The sequence below is a fragment of the Maribacter sp. UH1 genome, from assembly GCF_056839145.1.
Genome location: NZ_CM166387.1, coordinates 1642322 through 1658691, shown reverse-complemented (window position 1 = coordinate 1658691; position 16370 = coordinate 1642322). Strand labels below are relative to the sequence as shown.

The 16370-nt window shown below is 34.3% G+C and carries 14 protein-coding genes; 6 read left to right on the top strand and 8 right to left on the bottom strand.

From position 1 onward, the window contains the following. Positions 1–5 precede the first annotated feature (5 nt). Positions 6–1550, top strand: coding sequence for a glycine--tRNA ligase (locus UH1x_RS07240; RefSeq protein ID WP_482625961.1), 1545 nt, complete (start codon positions 6–8; stop codon positions 1548–1550). A gap of 1 nt (position 1551) precedes the next feature. Here UH1x_RS07240 and UH1x_RS07235 read toward each other — a convergent pair whose 3' ends face one another. Further along, positions 1552–3642, bottom strand: coding sequence for a TonB-dependent receptor (locus UH1x_RS07235; protein ID WP_482625960.1), 2091 nt, complete (start codon positions 3640–3642; stop codon positions 1552–1554). Between the two features lie 26 nt (positions 3643–3668). Next, positions 3669–4190, bottom strand: a complete 522-nt coding sequence (locus UH1x_RS07230) for a hypothetical protein (RefSeq protein ID WP_482625959.1) — start codon at positions 4188–4190, stop codon at positions 3669–3671. A 115-nt stretch (positions 4191–4305) separates the two neighbouring features. Between UH1x_RS07230 and UH1x_RS07225 the strand changes: the two genes are divergently transcribed. Then, positions 4306–5070: an exodeoxyribonuclease III gene (locus tag UH1x_RS07225; protein WP_482625958.1), complete on the top strand. Its 765-nt coding sequence runs from the start codon at positions 4306–4308 to the stop codon at positions 5068–5070. A 69-nt stretch (positions 5071–5139) separates the two neighbouring features. After that, positions 5140–6180, top strand: a complete 1041-nt coding sequence (locus UH1x_RS07220) for an aldo/keto reductase (RefSeq protein ID WP_482625957.1) — start codon at positions 5140–5142, stop codon at positions 6178–6180. A 105-nt stretch (positions 6181–6285) separates the two neighbouring features. On the opposite strand, the gene radA is transcribed toward UH1x_RS07220, so the two are convergent. The 6 genes from radA to panC form a co-directional block, all read right to left on the bottom strand. Continuing rightward, positions 6286–7647 (bottom strand): DNA repair protein RadA, encoded by a 1362-nt coding sequence (gene radA, locus UH1x_RS07215; protein ID WP_482625956.1) that lies wholly within the window; start codon positions 7645–7647, stop codon positions 6286–6288. 73 nt (positions 7648–7720) lie between these two features. Then, positions 7721–7891, bottom strand: coding sequence for a hypothetical protein (locus UH1x_RS07210; protein WP_405412247.1), 171 nt, complete (start codon positions 7889–7891; stop codon positions 7721–7723). 54 nt (positions 7892–7945) lie between these two features. Next, positions 7946–9088 (bottom strand): alpha/beta hydrolase, encoded by a 1143-nt coding sequence (locus UH1x_RS07205; protein WP_482625955.1) that lies wholly within the window; start codon positions 9086–9088, stop codon positions 7946–7948. 26 nt (positions 9089–9114) lie between these two features. Next, positions 9115–10080, bottom strand: a complete 966-nt coding sequence (locus tag UH1x_RS07200) for a lysylphosphatidylglycerol synthase transmembrane domain-containing protein (protein WP_482625954.1) — start codon at positions 10078–10080, stop codon at positions 9115–9117. Positions 10081–10082: 2 nt separating this feature from the next. Beyond that, the gene (panD, locus tag UH1x_RS07195) at positions 10083–10433 is read right to left on the bottom strand and encodes an aspartate 1-decarboxylase (protein ID WP_036157224.1); all 351 of its coding nucleotides are present in this window, start codon (positions 10431–10433) and stop codon (positions 10083–10085) included. Between the two features lie 8 nt (positions 10434–10441). Then, entirely contained in the window at positions 10442–11287 is an 846-nt protein-coding gene (panC, locus tag UH1x_RS07190; protein ID WP_482625953.1) for a pantoate--beta-alanine ligase, read from the bottom strand. A 102-nt stretch (positions 11288–11389) separates the two neighbouring features. On the opposite strand from panC, the gene UH1x_RS07185 reads away from it, so the two are divergent. The 3 genes from UH1x_RS07185 to glmS all read left to right on the top strand — a co-directional run bounded on the left by UH1x_RS07185 (position 11390) and on the right by glmS (position 16123). Further along, positions 11390–12199 carry a glycogen/starch synthase gene (locus UH1x_RS07185; protein WP_482625952.1) on the top strand — a complete coding sequence of 270 codons (810 nt, stop codon included), beginning with the start codon at positions 11390–11392 and terminating at the stop codon, positions 12197–12199. 5 nt (positions 12200–12204) lie between these two features. Beyond that, positions 12205–14127, top strand: coding sequence for a DUF4270 domain-containing protein (locus UH1x_RS07180; protein WP_482625951.1), 1923 nt, complete (start codon positions 12205–12207; stop codon positions 14125–14127). Positions 14128–14278: 151 nt separating this feature from the next. Continuing rightward, positions 14279–16123, top strand: a complete 1845-nt coding sequence (glmS, locus tag UH1x_RS07175; protein WP_482625950.1) for a glutamine--fructose-6-phosphate transaminase (isomerizing) — start codon at positions 14279–14281, stop codon at positions 16121–16123. Positions 16124–16370: the final 247 nt, after the last annotated feature.

The following is a 16370-nucleotide window of genomic DNA, read 5'->3' as shown; positions in this document are numbered from 1 at the left end:
GCCACATGGCAAAGCAAGAAGATGATTTTAAGCGTGTAATTTCTCACGCAAAGGAATACGGATATGTATTTCAATCTAGTGAAATTTATGATGGTTTAAGTGCTATTTATGATTACGGTCAAAATGGTGTTGAACTTAAAAAGAATATACGAGACTATTGGTGGAAAGCAATGGTACAGCTCAATGAGAATATTGTTGGGTTAGACGCTGCAATTTTTATGCACCCATTAACGTGGAAAGCTTCTGGGCATATAGATGCTTTTAATGATCCGTTAATAGATAATAAAGATTCTAAAAAAAGATATAGAGCAGATGTTTTAGTTGAAGACTATGTCGCTAAAATTGATGCTAAAATTGAAAAGGAGGTCAAAAAAGCTGCAAAACGTTTTGGAGACGCTTTTGATAAAGAACAGTTTTTACAGACCAATCAGCGTGTAGTTGATTATCAGGAACAGGGAAAAACCATCTTGAGCAGATTGGGTAAATCTTTACAGAATGAAGATTTAGCCGATGTAAAAGCACTTATTGAAGAATTGGATATCGCATGCCCAATGTCTGGTTCTAAGAACTGGACAGATGTTAAGCAGTTCAATTTAATGTTCGGCACCAAATTAGGTGCTAATGCAGAAAGTGCAATGGATTTATATCTAAGACCTGAAACTGCACAGGGTATTTTTGTAAACTTCTTAAATGTTCAGAAATCTGGTCGTATGAAGCTTCCTTTTGGAATTGCCCAGACCGGTAAGGCTTTTAGAAATGAAATTGTAGCAAGACAGTTCATATTTAGAATGCGTGAGTTTGAACAGATGGAAATGCAATTCTTTATTCAACCAGGTACACAGAAAGAATGGTATGAGGTTTGGAAAGAAAAAAGAATGAAGTGGCACTTGTCTCTTGGTTTAGGTCAGGACAACTATCGTTTTCATGATCATGAGAAACTGGCACACTACGCAGATGCTGCATCAGATATAGAATTTCGTTTTCCATTCGGATTTAAAGAGTTAGAAGGAATTCATTCTCGTACAGATTTTGATTTAAGCAGTCATGAGAAATTCTCTGGTAAAAAATTACAGTATTTTGACCATGAAGTAAATAGAAACTATGTGCCTTACGTCTTAGAAACTTCTATTGGTTTGGATAGAATGTTTCTAGCGGTATTCTCTAACTCGCTTCAAGAGGAAGAATTGGAGAATAACACTACCAGAACAGTACTTAAGCTACCGGCTGTTTTAGCACCTGTAAAAGCTGCTATTTTACCTTTACTTAAAAAGGATGGTTTACCTGAAATTGCACACCAAATTATAGATGATCTTAAATGGGACTTTAATGTGGTTTATGATGAAAAAGATGCTGTAGGTAGACGTTACAGAAGACAAGATGCCAATGGTACTCCTTTCTGTATTACCGTTGATCACCAAACTTTAGAAGATCAAACTGTTACTATTAGACATAGAGATTCTATGGAGCAGGAGCGTGTTGCTATATCAGCGTTGAATGGTATCATTCATAATGCTGTAGATATGAAAACGTGGTTAAAGAAAATGGAATAGATTATAGAGTGTAGTGCAACTTTACACTACCGTAATAATTAATAGAGTTCCCAGGGTAGAAATACCTTGGGGCATTTCCTCCAAATCCGGTAGCGTTAATTAATACAGACTGTGCATACTTTTTATCCGTGAGGTTGTTGATTCCAAAATCCAAACCTACACGTAATTTATCTGTAATTTGTTTTTTATAACCTGCTTTAATATTTAATAAGTTGAAGGAATCGCTGTAAAGGGAATTTGCATCTGTTAAAGGAATTTCATCTACAAATTGATGGGTGATATTTACAAACAAACCATTTCCAAAATTAGTTTGAATTCCTGAATTTATTTTGTTTTTAGGTACTCCGGTTAGAGCGTTTTCAGAATAATCTTCATCGGCTTCTTCATCTGTGAAATCAACGAATTTATGGTTACTATAAGTGTAACTTATAAATGGAGTAAACAAAATTTTATCGGTTAGGTTAATGCGGTAGCTCCAATCTAAATCAATACCTTGATGTTTGGTCTTGCCGGCATTGCGCCCTATATATTGGTTATCTCCAACACGCTTGGCAACCAAAAGATTTTTAATTGGCATAATATAAGCAGCGACTTCCAACTTTAGTTTTTCGTCTTTACTTTTATGTACGATGCCTAATTCATAGTTAGTGCCTGTCTCTTGAAGAATGTCAGGATTTATGATTCCGTCAGGGGTTAGTGTTTCTTCTAAACTAGGATTTGAAAATCCGCGGCTAATATTTGCATACAGTTGGTTTGTTGGAGTAATAGTATAATTAACATCTAAGCTTGGTAAGAATAATGTATTAAAATCTCTATTGGCACTAGTATTGCTTTCACCTGTGTTGAAAATATCTCTATAGTCATATTGAGTTTTATTGATATTTAACCCTAATTGAGCTGTAAGTTTATCTGTAAAAGAATAGGATGCCGTAGCAAAACCATTTAGTTGGTTTCTAAATTCTTTATTTTGAGAAAGTCTTTCTCCTTGCAAGCTTCCATTACCATTATTTTCTTGATATAGGTTATCAAAAGTTCCCCATGAATATTCATCTTTGTATAGCTCACCACCAAAAGTGTAGGAAATGGCATTTTCTGAAATATTTAAAGTGCCAGAAAACAATGTTCTAAAACCGTAACCATTAGTGTATTCATCTAATATATTGAATGGTGCAGGCTCATAATGGTCTAAATAAGTATAGAACAGGCTAGTGGTATTTTTTAAATTAGCATTTGCATAATAGGTGTGAGAAAGTCCTATAAGGCTATAGTTGTTGTCTTCGTATCCTTTGGATGACCTCCAAGTAAAAGCGGCTTGAGTAGGGTCTTCATCGAAATCTTCTTGACTTATAGAGCTGGCTATTTGAGCCGAGTAATCAATATGATTTACCAAAAGTCCTACTTCACTTTTTTCTGAAAGTTTGAAAATGGTGTTAAGAAGAAATCCGTCACGCTCAAATCTATTGTTTTCTCGGTATCCATCTATTTCCATATGACCATATTGAAAGGTCATATAAAAATCTTCTTGTGAATGTGTAAATCCTAAACTGTTTTTAAATAGTCCGTAAGAACCTACAGTAGTATTATTGGTAAACTTGGTAGGTTGGTTACTTGTTTGTTTCGTGTTTAAGATAATTGACCCACCTAAATTAGTTCCAAATCCTGTTCCTTTCGGTCCTTTAATAACTTCAATTGAAGTAAGGTTTTCCAAATCAAAAGCTTCTATGGTTGACGAGCCTGTTCCGTTTGTAATGGGAATGTTGTTGTAGTAAAGTCTCAGTTTGTCTGTACCGTATAATGTTCTAGAACCAACACCTCTAATTGTTATTCTATTGGTATTCAGTGCTCCAGATAAAGCATAAAGACCGGAAACTTGATTAATGGAGCTAATGAAGTCTACAGGACTATAATTGGCAAATGTAGTAGCGCCAATAGTTTGTGAGGGTATAATGCCAATAGCATTTTTAGCCGTTAGCGTATCTACAACAATTACTTCGTTCAATTGGGTGATACTATCATTTTTGATAGTATTTTGAGCAGAAAGATTTAAGGTAGTAACTAATATTATTAGTGATAGTTGAAATATTCTCTTCATAGGTGGTTAAACCTCAAAAATACCCATTAAAAGCGGTAACCTAAAGATAATCCGGCTCTGAACATAAAGTCATCTTGAAAATCTTCTGGATTAATGTTTCTTCCCAGTCCTCCATTTAATTCAATAGTGAATTTTTGACTTCTAGTTGCCCATTTATATCCACCGCCAAGACCAAGTGCTATGGTAGAGTAATCATAGTTTCTATTCCCTAGGTTTGCAGTGTCCTCATCATCTTCGCCTGTGTAATAAAGACCGAACACTTCAGCAAAAAGACCACTTTTTGGTCCGTAACCAAAATAAGCTCTTAAGTTAGGTCCTATTCCAAAATTACCATTATAATCAGTTGACTTTCCATCAAAATATAGTGTTCCTCCAATACTTGTATCTTCGTTTATGTAATATTCATAACCAAATTCAACAGTAGTGGTTACTAGGAATTGACCAATGTTCAACTTCACTTCATGGCTATTTTCATCATTATAATAGGCTTGTGAAAAAGAAGAAGTTGTAATGAATACTAAAAGAGCAGAAAAAATAAACTTGTTCATGAGAAGCGTTTTAAAATGCAAATATATTTTTAAAGCTGTGAAATTATGATTTTAATGGAAAGTATGCACCTTTAATCTTTAACTCTTTTTTATTTTTAAGCCAAAATGAATAGAGATGAAGATCATATCTTATAATGTAAATGGAATTAGGGCAGCGATAAGAAAGGGTTTTTTGGATTGGTTGGGAACCGTATCTCCAGATGTAGTTTGTCTACAAGAAATTAAGGCCAACGAGGACCAACTTGATCTTTCTTTATTTGAAGAAGCGGGTTACAAGTATAATTATTGGTATAGTGCTCAAAAGAAAGGATATAGTGGTGTCGCTATACTTTCTAAGACCCAGCCAGACAACGTAGTTTTTGGTACAGGTATAGCGTATATGGATTTTGAGGGAAGAAATATTCGTGCAGATTTTGGAGATATCTCCATTATGAGTATGTATTTGCCCTCAGGTACTAATATGGAGCGATTAGATTTTAAACTTACATATATGGCAGATTTTCAAGAGTATGCCAATACCCTTAAAAAGACAAATCCTAATCTAATAGTTTTAGGGGATTATAATATTTGTCATGAAGCCATAGATATTCATAATCCTGTGGGATTAAAAAACGTATCGGGATTTTTACCTGTAGAACGGGAATGGATAGGAGATTTCATGAAAAGCGGATTTATAGATAGTTTTAGAGAGTTTAATTCTGAACCGGATAATTATACATGGTGGAGCTATAGAGCCAATGCCAGAAATAATAACAAGGGTTGGCGTTTAGATTATGCTATGGTGGCTTCCACATTAAAAGACAGGTTGTCTAGATCTGTAATTTTATCAGAAGCAAAACATAGTGATCACTGTCCTATTTTAATAGAGGTAGAGAGTTAACGAAATGGATACAAACACACTAAAAATATTTAGTAGTTTTGCGTCTTAAGTTTGCAAATTTTAAGCTAAATGATCTATACCAATTTACCGCATACAGATATTGAAGTAAGTAAAATATGTTTGGGTACTATGACCTGGGGTAATCAAAATACCGAAGAGGAAGGTCATGAACAAATCAATTATGCTCTAGATAAGGGTGTTAATTTTTTAGATACGGCAGAGTTGTATCCTGTCCCGGCACATAAAGATAGATATGCCGCTACAGAGAAGGTTATTGGTAATTGGTTTAAGAAAAATGGTAATAGAGAAGATATTGTTCTAGCTTCCAAAATTGCCGGAAAAGCTGAAATGACGAAGTTTATTCGTACTAACGGTTTTACTAGAGAATCTATTATTGAAGCTGTAGAGGGAAGTTTACAGCGTTTGCAAACAGATTATATTGATTTGTATCAATTACATTGGCCGGATAGGAGTACCAATTATTTTGGTCAAAGAGGTTATAAGCATGATATATCTGATCATTGGGAAGATAATATTCATCAAGTTTTAGAAACCTTCCGTGATTTAATACGTGAGGGAAAAATTAAGCACGTTGGTATTTCAAATGAAACACCATGGGGAACCATGCGCTTTTTAGAGGAAAGTAAAGTTCATGGAACATTGCCAAGAACCATAACCGTTCAAAATCCGTATAGTTTATTGAATAGATTGTTTGAGGTGGGCATGGCCGAAATCTCTATGAGAGAGCAAGTAGGTCTATTGGCATACTCTCCAATGGGTTTTGGGGCGTTAAGTGGCAAATATTTAGGAGATAGAATGCCAGAAGGCTCTAGGTTAAGCTTGTTTCCTCAATATAATAGATATATAGGTGATAGAGCGGTTGAGGCTACTAAAAGATATTATGATTTGGCACAAGCCAATGGTCTTACCTTAGCGCAAATGGCATTGGCATTCGTAAATACGAGACCTTTTGTGACCAGTACAATTATTGGAGCTACTGGTCTAAGACAGTTAGAGGAAAATATTGGCAGTATTGATATTGATTTATCTGAAGATGTTTTGAAAGAAATAGAAGCCATTCATAATTCAATTCCTAATCCTGCGCCTTAGAATGGATAGCCTAATTATTTTAAAAGTCGGTTTTGGACAAATAGTCTTAATCTTAGTAGTGATTGTAATTATTATGGTTTTGGCTAGAATAATGCGAGATAAGCGCTAGCTAAATAAATTATTTGTAACCTCTTCTATTTTGGACGCTAATAATATTTTAATTTTTGTCGATTTCAGACCTATTTTATTGCTTTTTGAAATTATGATGGTGTCATAACCTAGTTTTTCAGCTTCTAATATGCGTTGCTCCACGCGCTGTACGGGTCTGATTTCTCCGGCAAGTCCAACTTCGGCAGCAAAGCAAATTCCTTTATCAATAGGTATATCCTCATTACTGGATAAAATAGCAGCAATGACGGCCAAATCAATAGCCGGGTCATCTACAGATATGCCTCCGGTTATATTCAGGAAAACATCTTTAGCGCCCAGTTTAAATCCTGCACGTTTTTCTAACACTGCCAATAGCATATTTAATCTTTTGGCGTTATAGCCCGTTGTAGAACGTTGAGGTGTTCCATAAACAGCTGTACTGACTAGTGCTTGAATTTCTATAAGTAGGGGTCGCATACCTTCTACGGTAGAGGCAATTGCAGTACCACTTAAGCCGTCGTCATTTTTGGAAATCAATACCTCAGATGGATTGTTGACTTCGCGCAATCCACTACCTTGCATTTCGTAAATACCAAGTTCTGCAGTTGATCCAAATCTATTTTTTAATGACCTCAAAATACGATATACATAATTGCGATCACCTTCAAATTGAAGAACGGTATCCACCATATGTTCTAGAATTTTTGGTCCTGCAATGGATCCGTCTTTAGTAATGTGCCCAATCAATATAACGGGTGTATTGGTTTCTTTTGCAAATTTTATAAGTTCGGCGGTACATTCTCGTATTTGAGAAATACTACCTGCAGCAGATTCAATATAGTCTGAGTGAAGTGTTTGTATAGAATCGATAACAACAATATCAGGTTCCGTTGCTTCTATTTGTTTAAAAATGTTTTGGGTTTTAGTTTCCGTCAGAATAAAGCAGGTTTGGCTATTTGGGTGAATTCTATCGGCACGCATTTTAATTTGCTTTTGGCTTTCTTCACCAGAAACATAAAGCGTTTTATAAGGTAATTTTAATGCTATTTGAAGAAGTAGGGTGCTTTTTCCAACACCAGGTTCGCCGCCTAGAAGTACCAATGCACCAGGAACTAAGCCGCCACCCAGAACTCTATTGAATTCAAGGTCAAAAGTATTTAGGCGAACTTCTTTCTCAATACTGATTTCATTCACCAAAAGAGGTTTAGAAACTCTTTTAGTGGTTTGGGTAGGAGTTTTCCAACTAGTCTTCTCTTCTTTTTGTACCACCTCTTCAACAACGGTGTTCCATTGTTTACAGGCAGAGCATTGTCCTACCCATTTGGCATATTGAGTTCCACAATTTTGACAAAAAAATGCAGTTTTAGTTTTGGCCATCTTTAGCTTTTATCGAAAAAGCTAAAGGTAGCAAGAAGTTTGAAATGATAGAGTTTAAGAATGAAAATATGGTTTAATTTTCACCGGACTTCTCTTTTTTAAAAGCACTAAAGGCGAGGAAAAATGATGCCCACGCCATAAATAGGGCAATACCGTTATAGGCTAAAATGAACTCTCCTTTGAGTCCAAAGTAAGTAAAGAGCACTCCGGAGAATACGAAGTACATTGCGTCAATTTTAATCATAATTAAGTAGGTTAGGCTAATTTGGGACTAGCCGTTTATTTAATATTATAATCTTTAAAAACCGAAATCGGCTTTCAGTGCATCCATTTTTTCAAGGGCCATTTCTTTAGTTAAAAAATCTATTTCTTCCATTTGAAATGACTTTTCAAATGTTCTTAATGCTTTTTTAGGTTCACCAAGTTGTTCGTAATACTCAGCTTCAAAATAAAAACCTAACATAGTTTGGGGGTATTCTTTTTTACACAAGTCAGATAAAGGTTTTAACGACTCAAAATCTTCTTTCTTTCTAGATGCCGCATATATTGCCATAATGTCGTTTAATTCAACAGGCTTGCTAAAACCGAACATGTCTACAATACCTTGGTATTTATTTTCTAAATAGTCATAGACCGGCTCTTCACTAGTTAGTATTTGAGTTTTGTATTCCTTTGGACTAATAGGTTTGAACATTCCAAAAATATTATCAAACGCTTTTCCAATGCCATAGGTAGCAACAGAAATATGATCTGCATTAGAATATTCATCAAAGAAATAATGTAAAGATTCTTTTTTAATGGCTTTAAGTTCCTTGTCCATTGTTAGAATTCGTTGCTTGTCATTGCTAGCTTCGCCTTCAACAATAAGTTGGTAGAAAATTTGATCTTCAATGATACCTAATCTCATAGGTACTCTACTTTCCATCTCTGGTGCAAGAGTAGGTGAGATACTTACATAACCATCAAATATAGAATTATCCTTAAACAACCAATAGTTCATGAAACTAGCGGTAATATCATATCCAACGATCATTTTAAATGGCGCAGTACTATAGTTGAGATCTAGATAGGGAATAAGTTCCATGCCAATAAACTCATAAAAGCTTTTACCTTTTTCAGAAGGGAGTCCGCTATCTGGGTCAAATGCACAATCTTCATATCTAAGATCATTTTCACTTTGGTTGATACCTACAACTATACTTTGTGGCATTCCATGAAAACGACTGTAGAATTTTGAATTTGCCACTACTTGTTCAAAAAGATAATCACCGTCAAGTACAATGATCAAAGGGTACTTTTTGGTTTCATCCATGTTTTCTGGAAAGTAGTAGTTTACATCTCTTCGTTCTTGAAGTTTAAAAGATTCGAAGATTTCTTGAGTCACTTGAGAATAGGAAGTTATCCCAAATAAAAGTGCGAATACTAAAGATACATAGCGCATAAAAAATAATTATAAGTTGAAAGTAACTATTTACCACGGTTCAATAACGGTAATAAAAGAAAAGATATTGCACCAAAAACAACTATCATTAGCGTCTGGGCTATCCATATAATCCAACCAAAGGCATCCCCAGATACTGCACTTATTCCAAAGATGGCAAGAGCGCCACTCACTGCAATAGGGTAAAGACCTATGCCGCCGTTGGTGGTTGCCATGGCGAAAGCCCCAGCCACAAAGGCTACCAAGAGTTGGCTAAGCGTTAGTGATATGGTTTCTGGAACCGTAAATTTTATAATCCATAGCATGCCGATATAGCATCCCCAGATAAAGAAAGTATGAAAAATAAACAGCCATTTATTTTTCATTTTAAAAATACTGAACACTCCGTCAAGAAGTCCTTTTATAAATGTTTTAATTTTTAGGGCAAATGCATTCTTAGATTTTTTTATGATAAAAATAAAAACAAAGAATAAAGCTACTCCACCCAATCCAAGAAATATGAGTCCGGTTGCATTGAAACCACGTTCCTGGAGAATGCCCATAATTACATCTGTTTGTAGTAAAAATGCAATGGTTACTACTAGAAGAAGCATAATTACATCAATAACCCTTTCTGTTACAATGGTGCCAAAACCTTTTTCAAAAGGTACATTTTCATAAGTAGTCAGTGCTGTGGCCCTTAATATTTCACCTGTTCTTGGAATACCTAAATTGGCAAAATAAGATGTTAGGATGATAAGAATGTTATTAACGAGTTTTGGCTTGTAGCCTAGTGGTTCAAGAAGATAATTCCATCTAATCGCTCTAGAAATATGCCCTAAAATACCTAGTAAAATAGAAAGGGAAACATAAAGTGGATTGGCTTCTTTTATGTAGAAAATTATTTGTTTTCTATTTTCTGGTGTAGTTGAATTGTAAGAGTACCAAACTAAAAAAACTCCCAATGCAATTGGGAGTATGATCTTAAGATTTTTTTTTAGCGAAGTAGTCAACGTTAAGTTAAAAGGTTGTTAGCTTCATTAGGGAAAACCAATGAAGGATTAAATTTCTTTGCATCTTCAATATCCATCCAAGTATAAGAAATTAAAATTAAAATATCGCCTACGGCTACCTTTCTAGCCGCTGCGCCATTTAAAGTAATCTCTCCGCTTTTTCTTGGACCGGGAATGATATAGGTTTCTAATCTTTCTCCATTATTGTTGTTGACAATCTGAACCTTTTCGCCACGAATAAAATTTGCGGCATCCATTAAATCTTCATCGATAGTAATGCTGCCAACATAATTTAGATCGGCACCAGTAACTTTTACACGGTGTATTTTTGATTTAACTACTTCTATTTGCATATCTTATTTTAATTAAGGGCTATATTATCTATTAGTCTTACGTCTTCCACATAAACGGCAATAAACGCCCTGTATTTTACATTGTTTATTTTATTCTTCATTGGGGTCAATGTTTCAACATCGGTAATGTCAAAATATTCTAATTGAAAATCAAGGTTGTTTTCAAATTGATTAATCACCCAATCTTTAACATTTAATGCATTTTCCGTGCCAAATTTATTTTTGGCAGTCTTTAGTGTTTCGTAAATAAATGCTGCTTTTTGTCGTATGTTTTTACTTAACCTTTCGTTTCTGGAGCTCATTGCCAAACCATGGTCTTCCCTAACAATTTCGCAACCTATTATTTCTACAGGTATATGCTGTATTTCGGTAAGTTTTTGAATAATGCGTAATTGTTGAAAATCTTTTTCTCCAAAATAAGCTTTTGAAGGTTGTACCACATTTAGCAACTCTTCAACAATAGTACCAACACCGTTAAAATGGTCATCTCTGAATTCGCCTTCCATAACTTTGTCCAATCCTTCAAAATCATAAATTTTTGGAACAATAATATCTGGATATATCTCAGAGACTTCCGGAGTGAATATGATAATGTTATCAGAAATCGCAGAAATCAATTGTATGTCGGCATCTATCGTTTTTGGGTATTTGTCTAAATCTTCCTTGTTATTGAATTGTGTAGGGTTGACAAAAATACTTACCACAACATTCTTATTTTGCTCAACCGCTTTTTTAATAAGCGATGCGTGCCCTTCGTGAAGTGCGCCCATAGTGGGTACAAGACCTAAGTCTAATTTGTTACTTAACTTATTAAGTTCTTCTTTGAGCTTGGTTTTGGTCTTTATTACCGGCATTGAAAAGTTCATTAGCGAGCAAACTTACTATAATTACTGCTAATCTCTATATTTTTTGTAATTTTGCAGTTGCGTTCCAGTGAAAAATAAAATATAACCTTTATGAATGGTAAAAAGATATTATTTGTATCTTCTGAATTAGTTCCTTACTTACCCGAAAACGAAGTTTCCCTAATGTCTTATGAAGCACCTAGAATGGTCAACAGCAATGGTGGTCAGATCAGGATTTTCATGCCTAGATACGGGAACATTAATGAGAGAAGGCATCAATTACACGAAGTAATTAGACTATCAGGTATGAACTTGGTCATTAATGATATGGATATGCCATTGATCATTAAAGTGGCGTCAATTCCAAAAGAGAGAATTCAAGTTTACTTTATCGATAACGAAGAATACTTTAAGCGTAAGGCTACCTTTACTGATAAACAAGGAAACCTCTTTCCAGATAACGACCAACGTGCAATATTTTTTGCAAAGGGAGTTATGGAGACTGTTAAAAAATTAAATTGGTCACCAGATATTATTCATGTTCATGGATGGATGGCAAGTTTATTGCCATTGTATTTAAAGAAATACTATGCTGATGAGCCCTTATTTGCTGACAGTAAAATAGTGTTATCTGTGTATGGTAAAACTTTTGAAGGTTCTTTGGATAAGGATATGATCAAGAGAATTTCTTTTGATGGTATTCCAGAAGAAGAAATTGCATCTTTAGGTGAGCCTACCTATAATAATTTGTTAAAGGTGGCTGTTGATTATTCTGATGCTGTTATTTTAGCCTCGGAGGAAATACCAGAAGAATTAGAAAACCATATTTCTAGCCAAGAAAAACCAGTGTTGCCATATGTACCTGTTCAAGAGTTTGAAGAGGCGTATGCTAATTTTTATAACACCGAAGTTTTAAAATAATCTGAATGAATTTTATTGCTAAGTCCGCTGTCCCTAATTTTTTAGGGTTGTTTTTGATATTGGTTTTTTTGGTTTCTTGCGAGCAAGATTTAACAACTGTAGGTTCTGGTGTTGTTGGTAACGAGCCTTTTACCACCGGTACGGAAGTATATGATGTTTTTGCATTTAACAAGAACATTGAGGCGGTTCAGACCAATAAACTTGATATTTATCAAATAGGTACATATAATGACCCTGTTTATGGTAAAACAGAGGCTTCTGTAACTTCACAAGTCTATTTAAGTACGGCTAACCCATCTTTTGGTAGTTTTTCTCAAGAAAAGGAGGATAGAGCTGGTACTACAGATGAGGCAATAACTACGGTTCAAGAAAATGAAACTATTAAAGAAGTTTATCTTTATATACCATTTTTGACAAATGCTAGTTCGTTGGATACTGATGGTGATGGTGTTGTAGATGAATTTGATCTTGACCCAGACGATAGTAGTAATGACAATGATGGTGATGGTGTTTCTAATATTATAGAGACGGCATCTAATACAGATCCTTTGGATGGTTCTAGTGTTGATGAGGATCGTGATGGTATTAATGATCTTGATGGTTCAACCATTTTTTCTGATAATTTTGCGGAAAAAGTTGAATTAGATAGTATATACATCAATGGTATAAATTATGATGATGTAGCCAAAACTCCATTACCTTCCTTTAATTTAAAGGTAGAACGTTCAACTTTTTTCTTACGTGATTTAGACCCAAATGCTAGCTTTCAAGAAGCACAACAGTATTATTCAAATCAAGTGTTCTCTCCTGATTTTGTAACAGGTGATCCTTTGTTTGAAGGTGTAGTTGAGATTATTGATGAAGAAATCTTAATTCAGAATGAAGATGACGACTCTACGGAAGATGTTGATGAGTCTCAAACTTTCACAAAATTACAGCCAGGTATTAGAGTGGCATTGGATACTGAGTTTTTTCAAACTAATATATTAGACAAGGAAGGAAGTTCAGAGTTAGTTAGTCAAGCTAATTTTACTGAATTTATCAGGGGTCTTCATTTTTCAATTGAAGATGAATCTGGTAATGATGTGCTTTTTATGTTCAATTTAAATAGTTCCAATATTACTATGACTTATAGTTACACCAACTATGATACTAATAGTACTACTGATGATACTAGTGACGATAATCCTAATAACATTTTAGAAAAAGATTTTATTTTTTCTTTTTTATCACAGAGTACAAGTGGTATTGTTTCCGGTAATGCTGTAAATACCATTGTAACTGAAAACTACGGTCCTCAAATTCTTCAAAATTTAGACACTAGTGAAAATGCTTCTAGGATATATTTAAAAGGAGGACCTGGTACTTATGCTGAAATCAATTTATTTGAAGAAGACGGAGGTGAAAGTATTATTGAACAAATTAAAAGTGAGAATTGGGTAATTAATGAAGCTAATTTGGTTTTCTATATAGATAGAGATCAGTTGGATGCTGTAGGTAGTACTTTAGAGCCTCCTAGATTATATTTATATAATGCAGAGAATAAGTTTCCTTTAATAAATACATCTACAGATGTGGCATTGGCGGTATCTGGAACTCCAAACTTATTTGCATTTTATCCTGATTATGATGGAGTAATAGAGAAATCTAACGGGAAAGGAGTTCAGTATTCGGTGAAAATTACAGAACATATAAATAATATGATCGTAAGAGATTCTACAAATGCAACTTTGGGTTTAACACTATCGACAAATATTCAAAATTGGAATATTGCAGATGCAAAAGTTGCTGATGGTGAAGAAGAATTACCTATAACGTCAACGGTTACTCCTTTGGGTACTATTTTGTTTGGTAGTAATATAGATGCTACTGATCCTGATTATGACAAAAGGTTAAAATTAGAAATATCTTATACCAAAGCTCAGTAAACCATTAAATAGTGGTTTTCGTCATTTATTCAATTGATGACATACCACTTCTACATTATTAACGTTGTATAATCTAAATGGCATAAATCTTGAAGCTTATTTGTTGAGCTAAAAGATTTTAATTTAATTTTTTTCAAATAGATACAGTAATATGTGCGGAATTGTTGGTTACATAGGTCATAGGGAAGCTTTTCCTATTGTTATAAAAGGACTTCAGAGATTAGAATATCGTGGTTATGATAGTGCAGGTATTGCATTATACGATGGTAACCAGATCAATCTTGCTAAAACAAAAGGTAAGGTTGAGGATTTAAAAAATAAAGCAAAAGAAATATCTCAGGCGGGTAGTATAGGTATTGGTCATACACGTTGGGCAACACATGGTGTACCTAATGATGTTAACTCACATCCTCATTATTCCAATTCTGGAAACCTTGTTATTATACATAATGGTATCATTGAAAATTATGAGGCCATTAAGCAAGAGTTGACTAAACGTGGATATGTTTTTCATTCAGATACGGATACTGAGGTGTTGATCAATCTTATTGAAGAGGTAAAGAAAACCGAAGATGTTAAGCTAGGCAAGGCGGTACAGATTGCACTTAATCAAGTAGTAGGGGCATATGCAATTGCTGTTTTTGATAAGGAAAAACCAGATGAAATTGTGGTTGCTAAATTAGGTAGTCCTTTAGCTATTGGTATTGGTGAGGAAGAATTTTTTATAGCTTCGGATGCTTCGCCATTTATAGAATTTACAAATAATGCTGTTTATCTTGAAGATGAAGAAATGGCAATTATTAGATTAGGAAAAGAAATTAAGCTTAGAAAAATTAAGGATGATGCGGTAGCTTATCCAAGAATTTTAGAGCTTCAAATGAATCTTGAAGAAATTGAGAAAGGTGGTTATGATCACTTTATGTTAAAAGAGATTTATGAACAACCTAGAGCTATAAAAGATACATATAGAGGTCGTTTATTGGCAGATCAAGGTTTAATTAGAATGGCGGGGATTGACCTTAACATGGAAAAATTCTTAAACGCCAATAGAATTATTATTGTTGCATGTGGTACTTCATGGCATGCCGGTTTAGTTGCTGAGTATATTTTTGAGGATTTGGCAAGAATTCCTGTAGAAGTAGAATATGCATCGGAATTTAGATACAGAAACCCTGTTATTACAGATAAAGATGTTTTAATTGCAATTTCACAATCTGGTGAAACTGCAGATACTTTGGCAGCTATTAAATTAGCGAAAGAAAAAGGAGCTTTTGTATTTGGTGTTTGTAATGTAGTAGGTTCTTCTATTGCAAGGGAAACGGATGCTGGAGCTTATACGCATGCAGGACCAGAAATAGGAGTAGCTTCTACGAAAGCTTTTACGACTCAAATTACTGTTTTGACGTTAATGGCGTTGAAATTAGCGAAAGCAAAAGGTGTTTTCTCGGAAACAAAATATCGCGAATATTTATCCGAACTAGAAACTATTCCTAGTAAAGTAGAAAAATCTTTGGAATCTAATACGCTAATAGAAATTATAGCAGATGTTTATAAAGATTCAACTAACTGTCTTTATTTAGGGAGGGGATACAACTTTCCGGTAGCATTGGAAGGAGCACTTAAATTAAAAGAGATAAGTTACATTCATGCAGAAGGATATCCGGCAGCTGAAATGAAGCATGGTCCTATTGCATTGATTGATGAACAAATGCCGGTTTTTGTAATTGCGACTAAAAAAGGGCATTATGAAAAGGTGGTAAGTAACATTCAGGAGATTAAATCCAGAAAAGGGAAAATTATTGCAATAGTTACAGAAGGTGATGAGCAGGTGAAGGATTTAGCGGATCACGTCATTGAAGTTCCTGAAACTTTAGAAAGCTTAACTCCGTTATTAACGACAATTCCTTTGCAATTACTTTCATATCATATTGCAGTTATGAGAGGTTGTAATGTAGATCAACCTAGAAACCTTGCCAAATCGGTTACTGTTGAGTAGATAAAATATTTTATAGAGATATAAAAGGGACATGATTCATTTCATGTCCCTTTTTTAGTGGGTAAAATTAAAATAATGTGCACATAAAATCTCCTTTTTATAAAGGATTGGTGGATTTTGGATATATTTTTTACATTATGTTATTTAAAAGTTAATTGCGTATATCCCAATAAATGAATCATTTAATTATTAAAATAATACTATGCGTGCATAATTTTTTTCAAATTACTATTATCCATGTGAAATA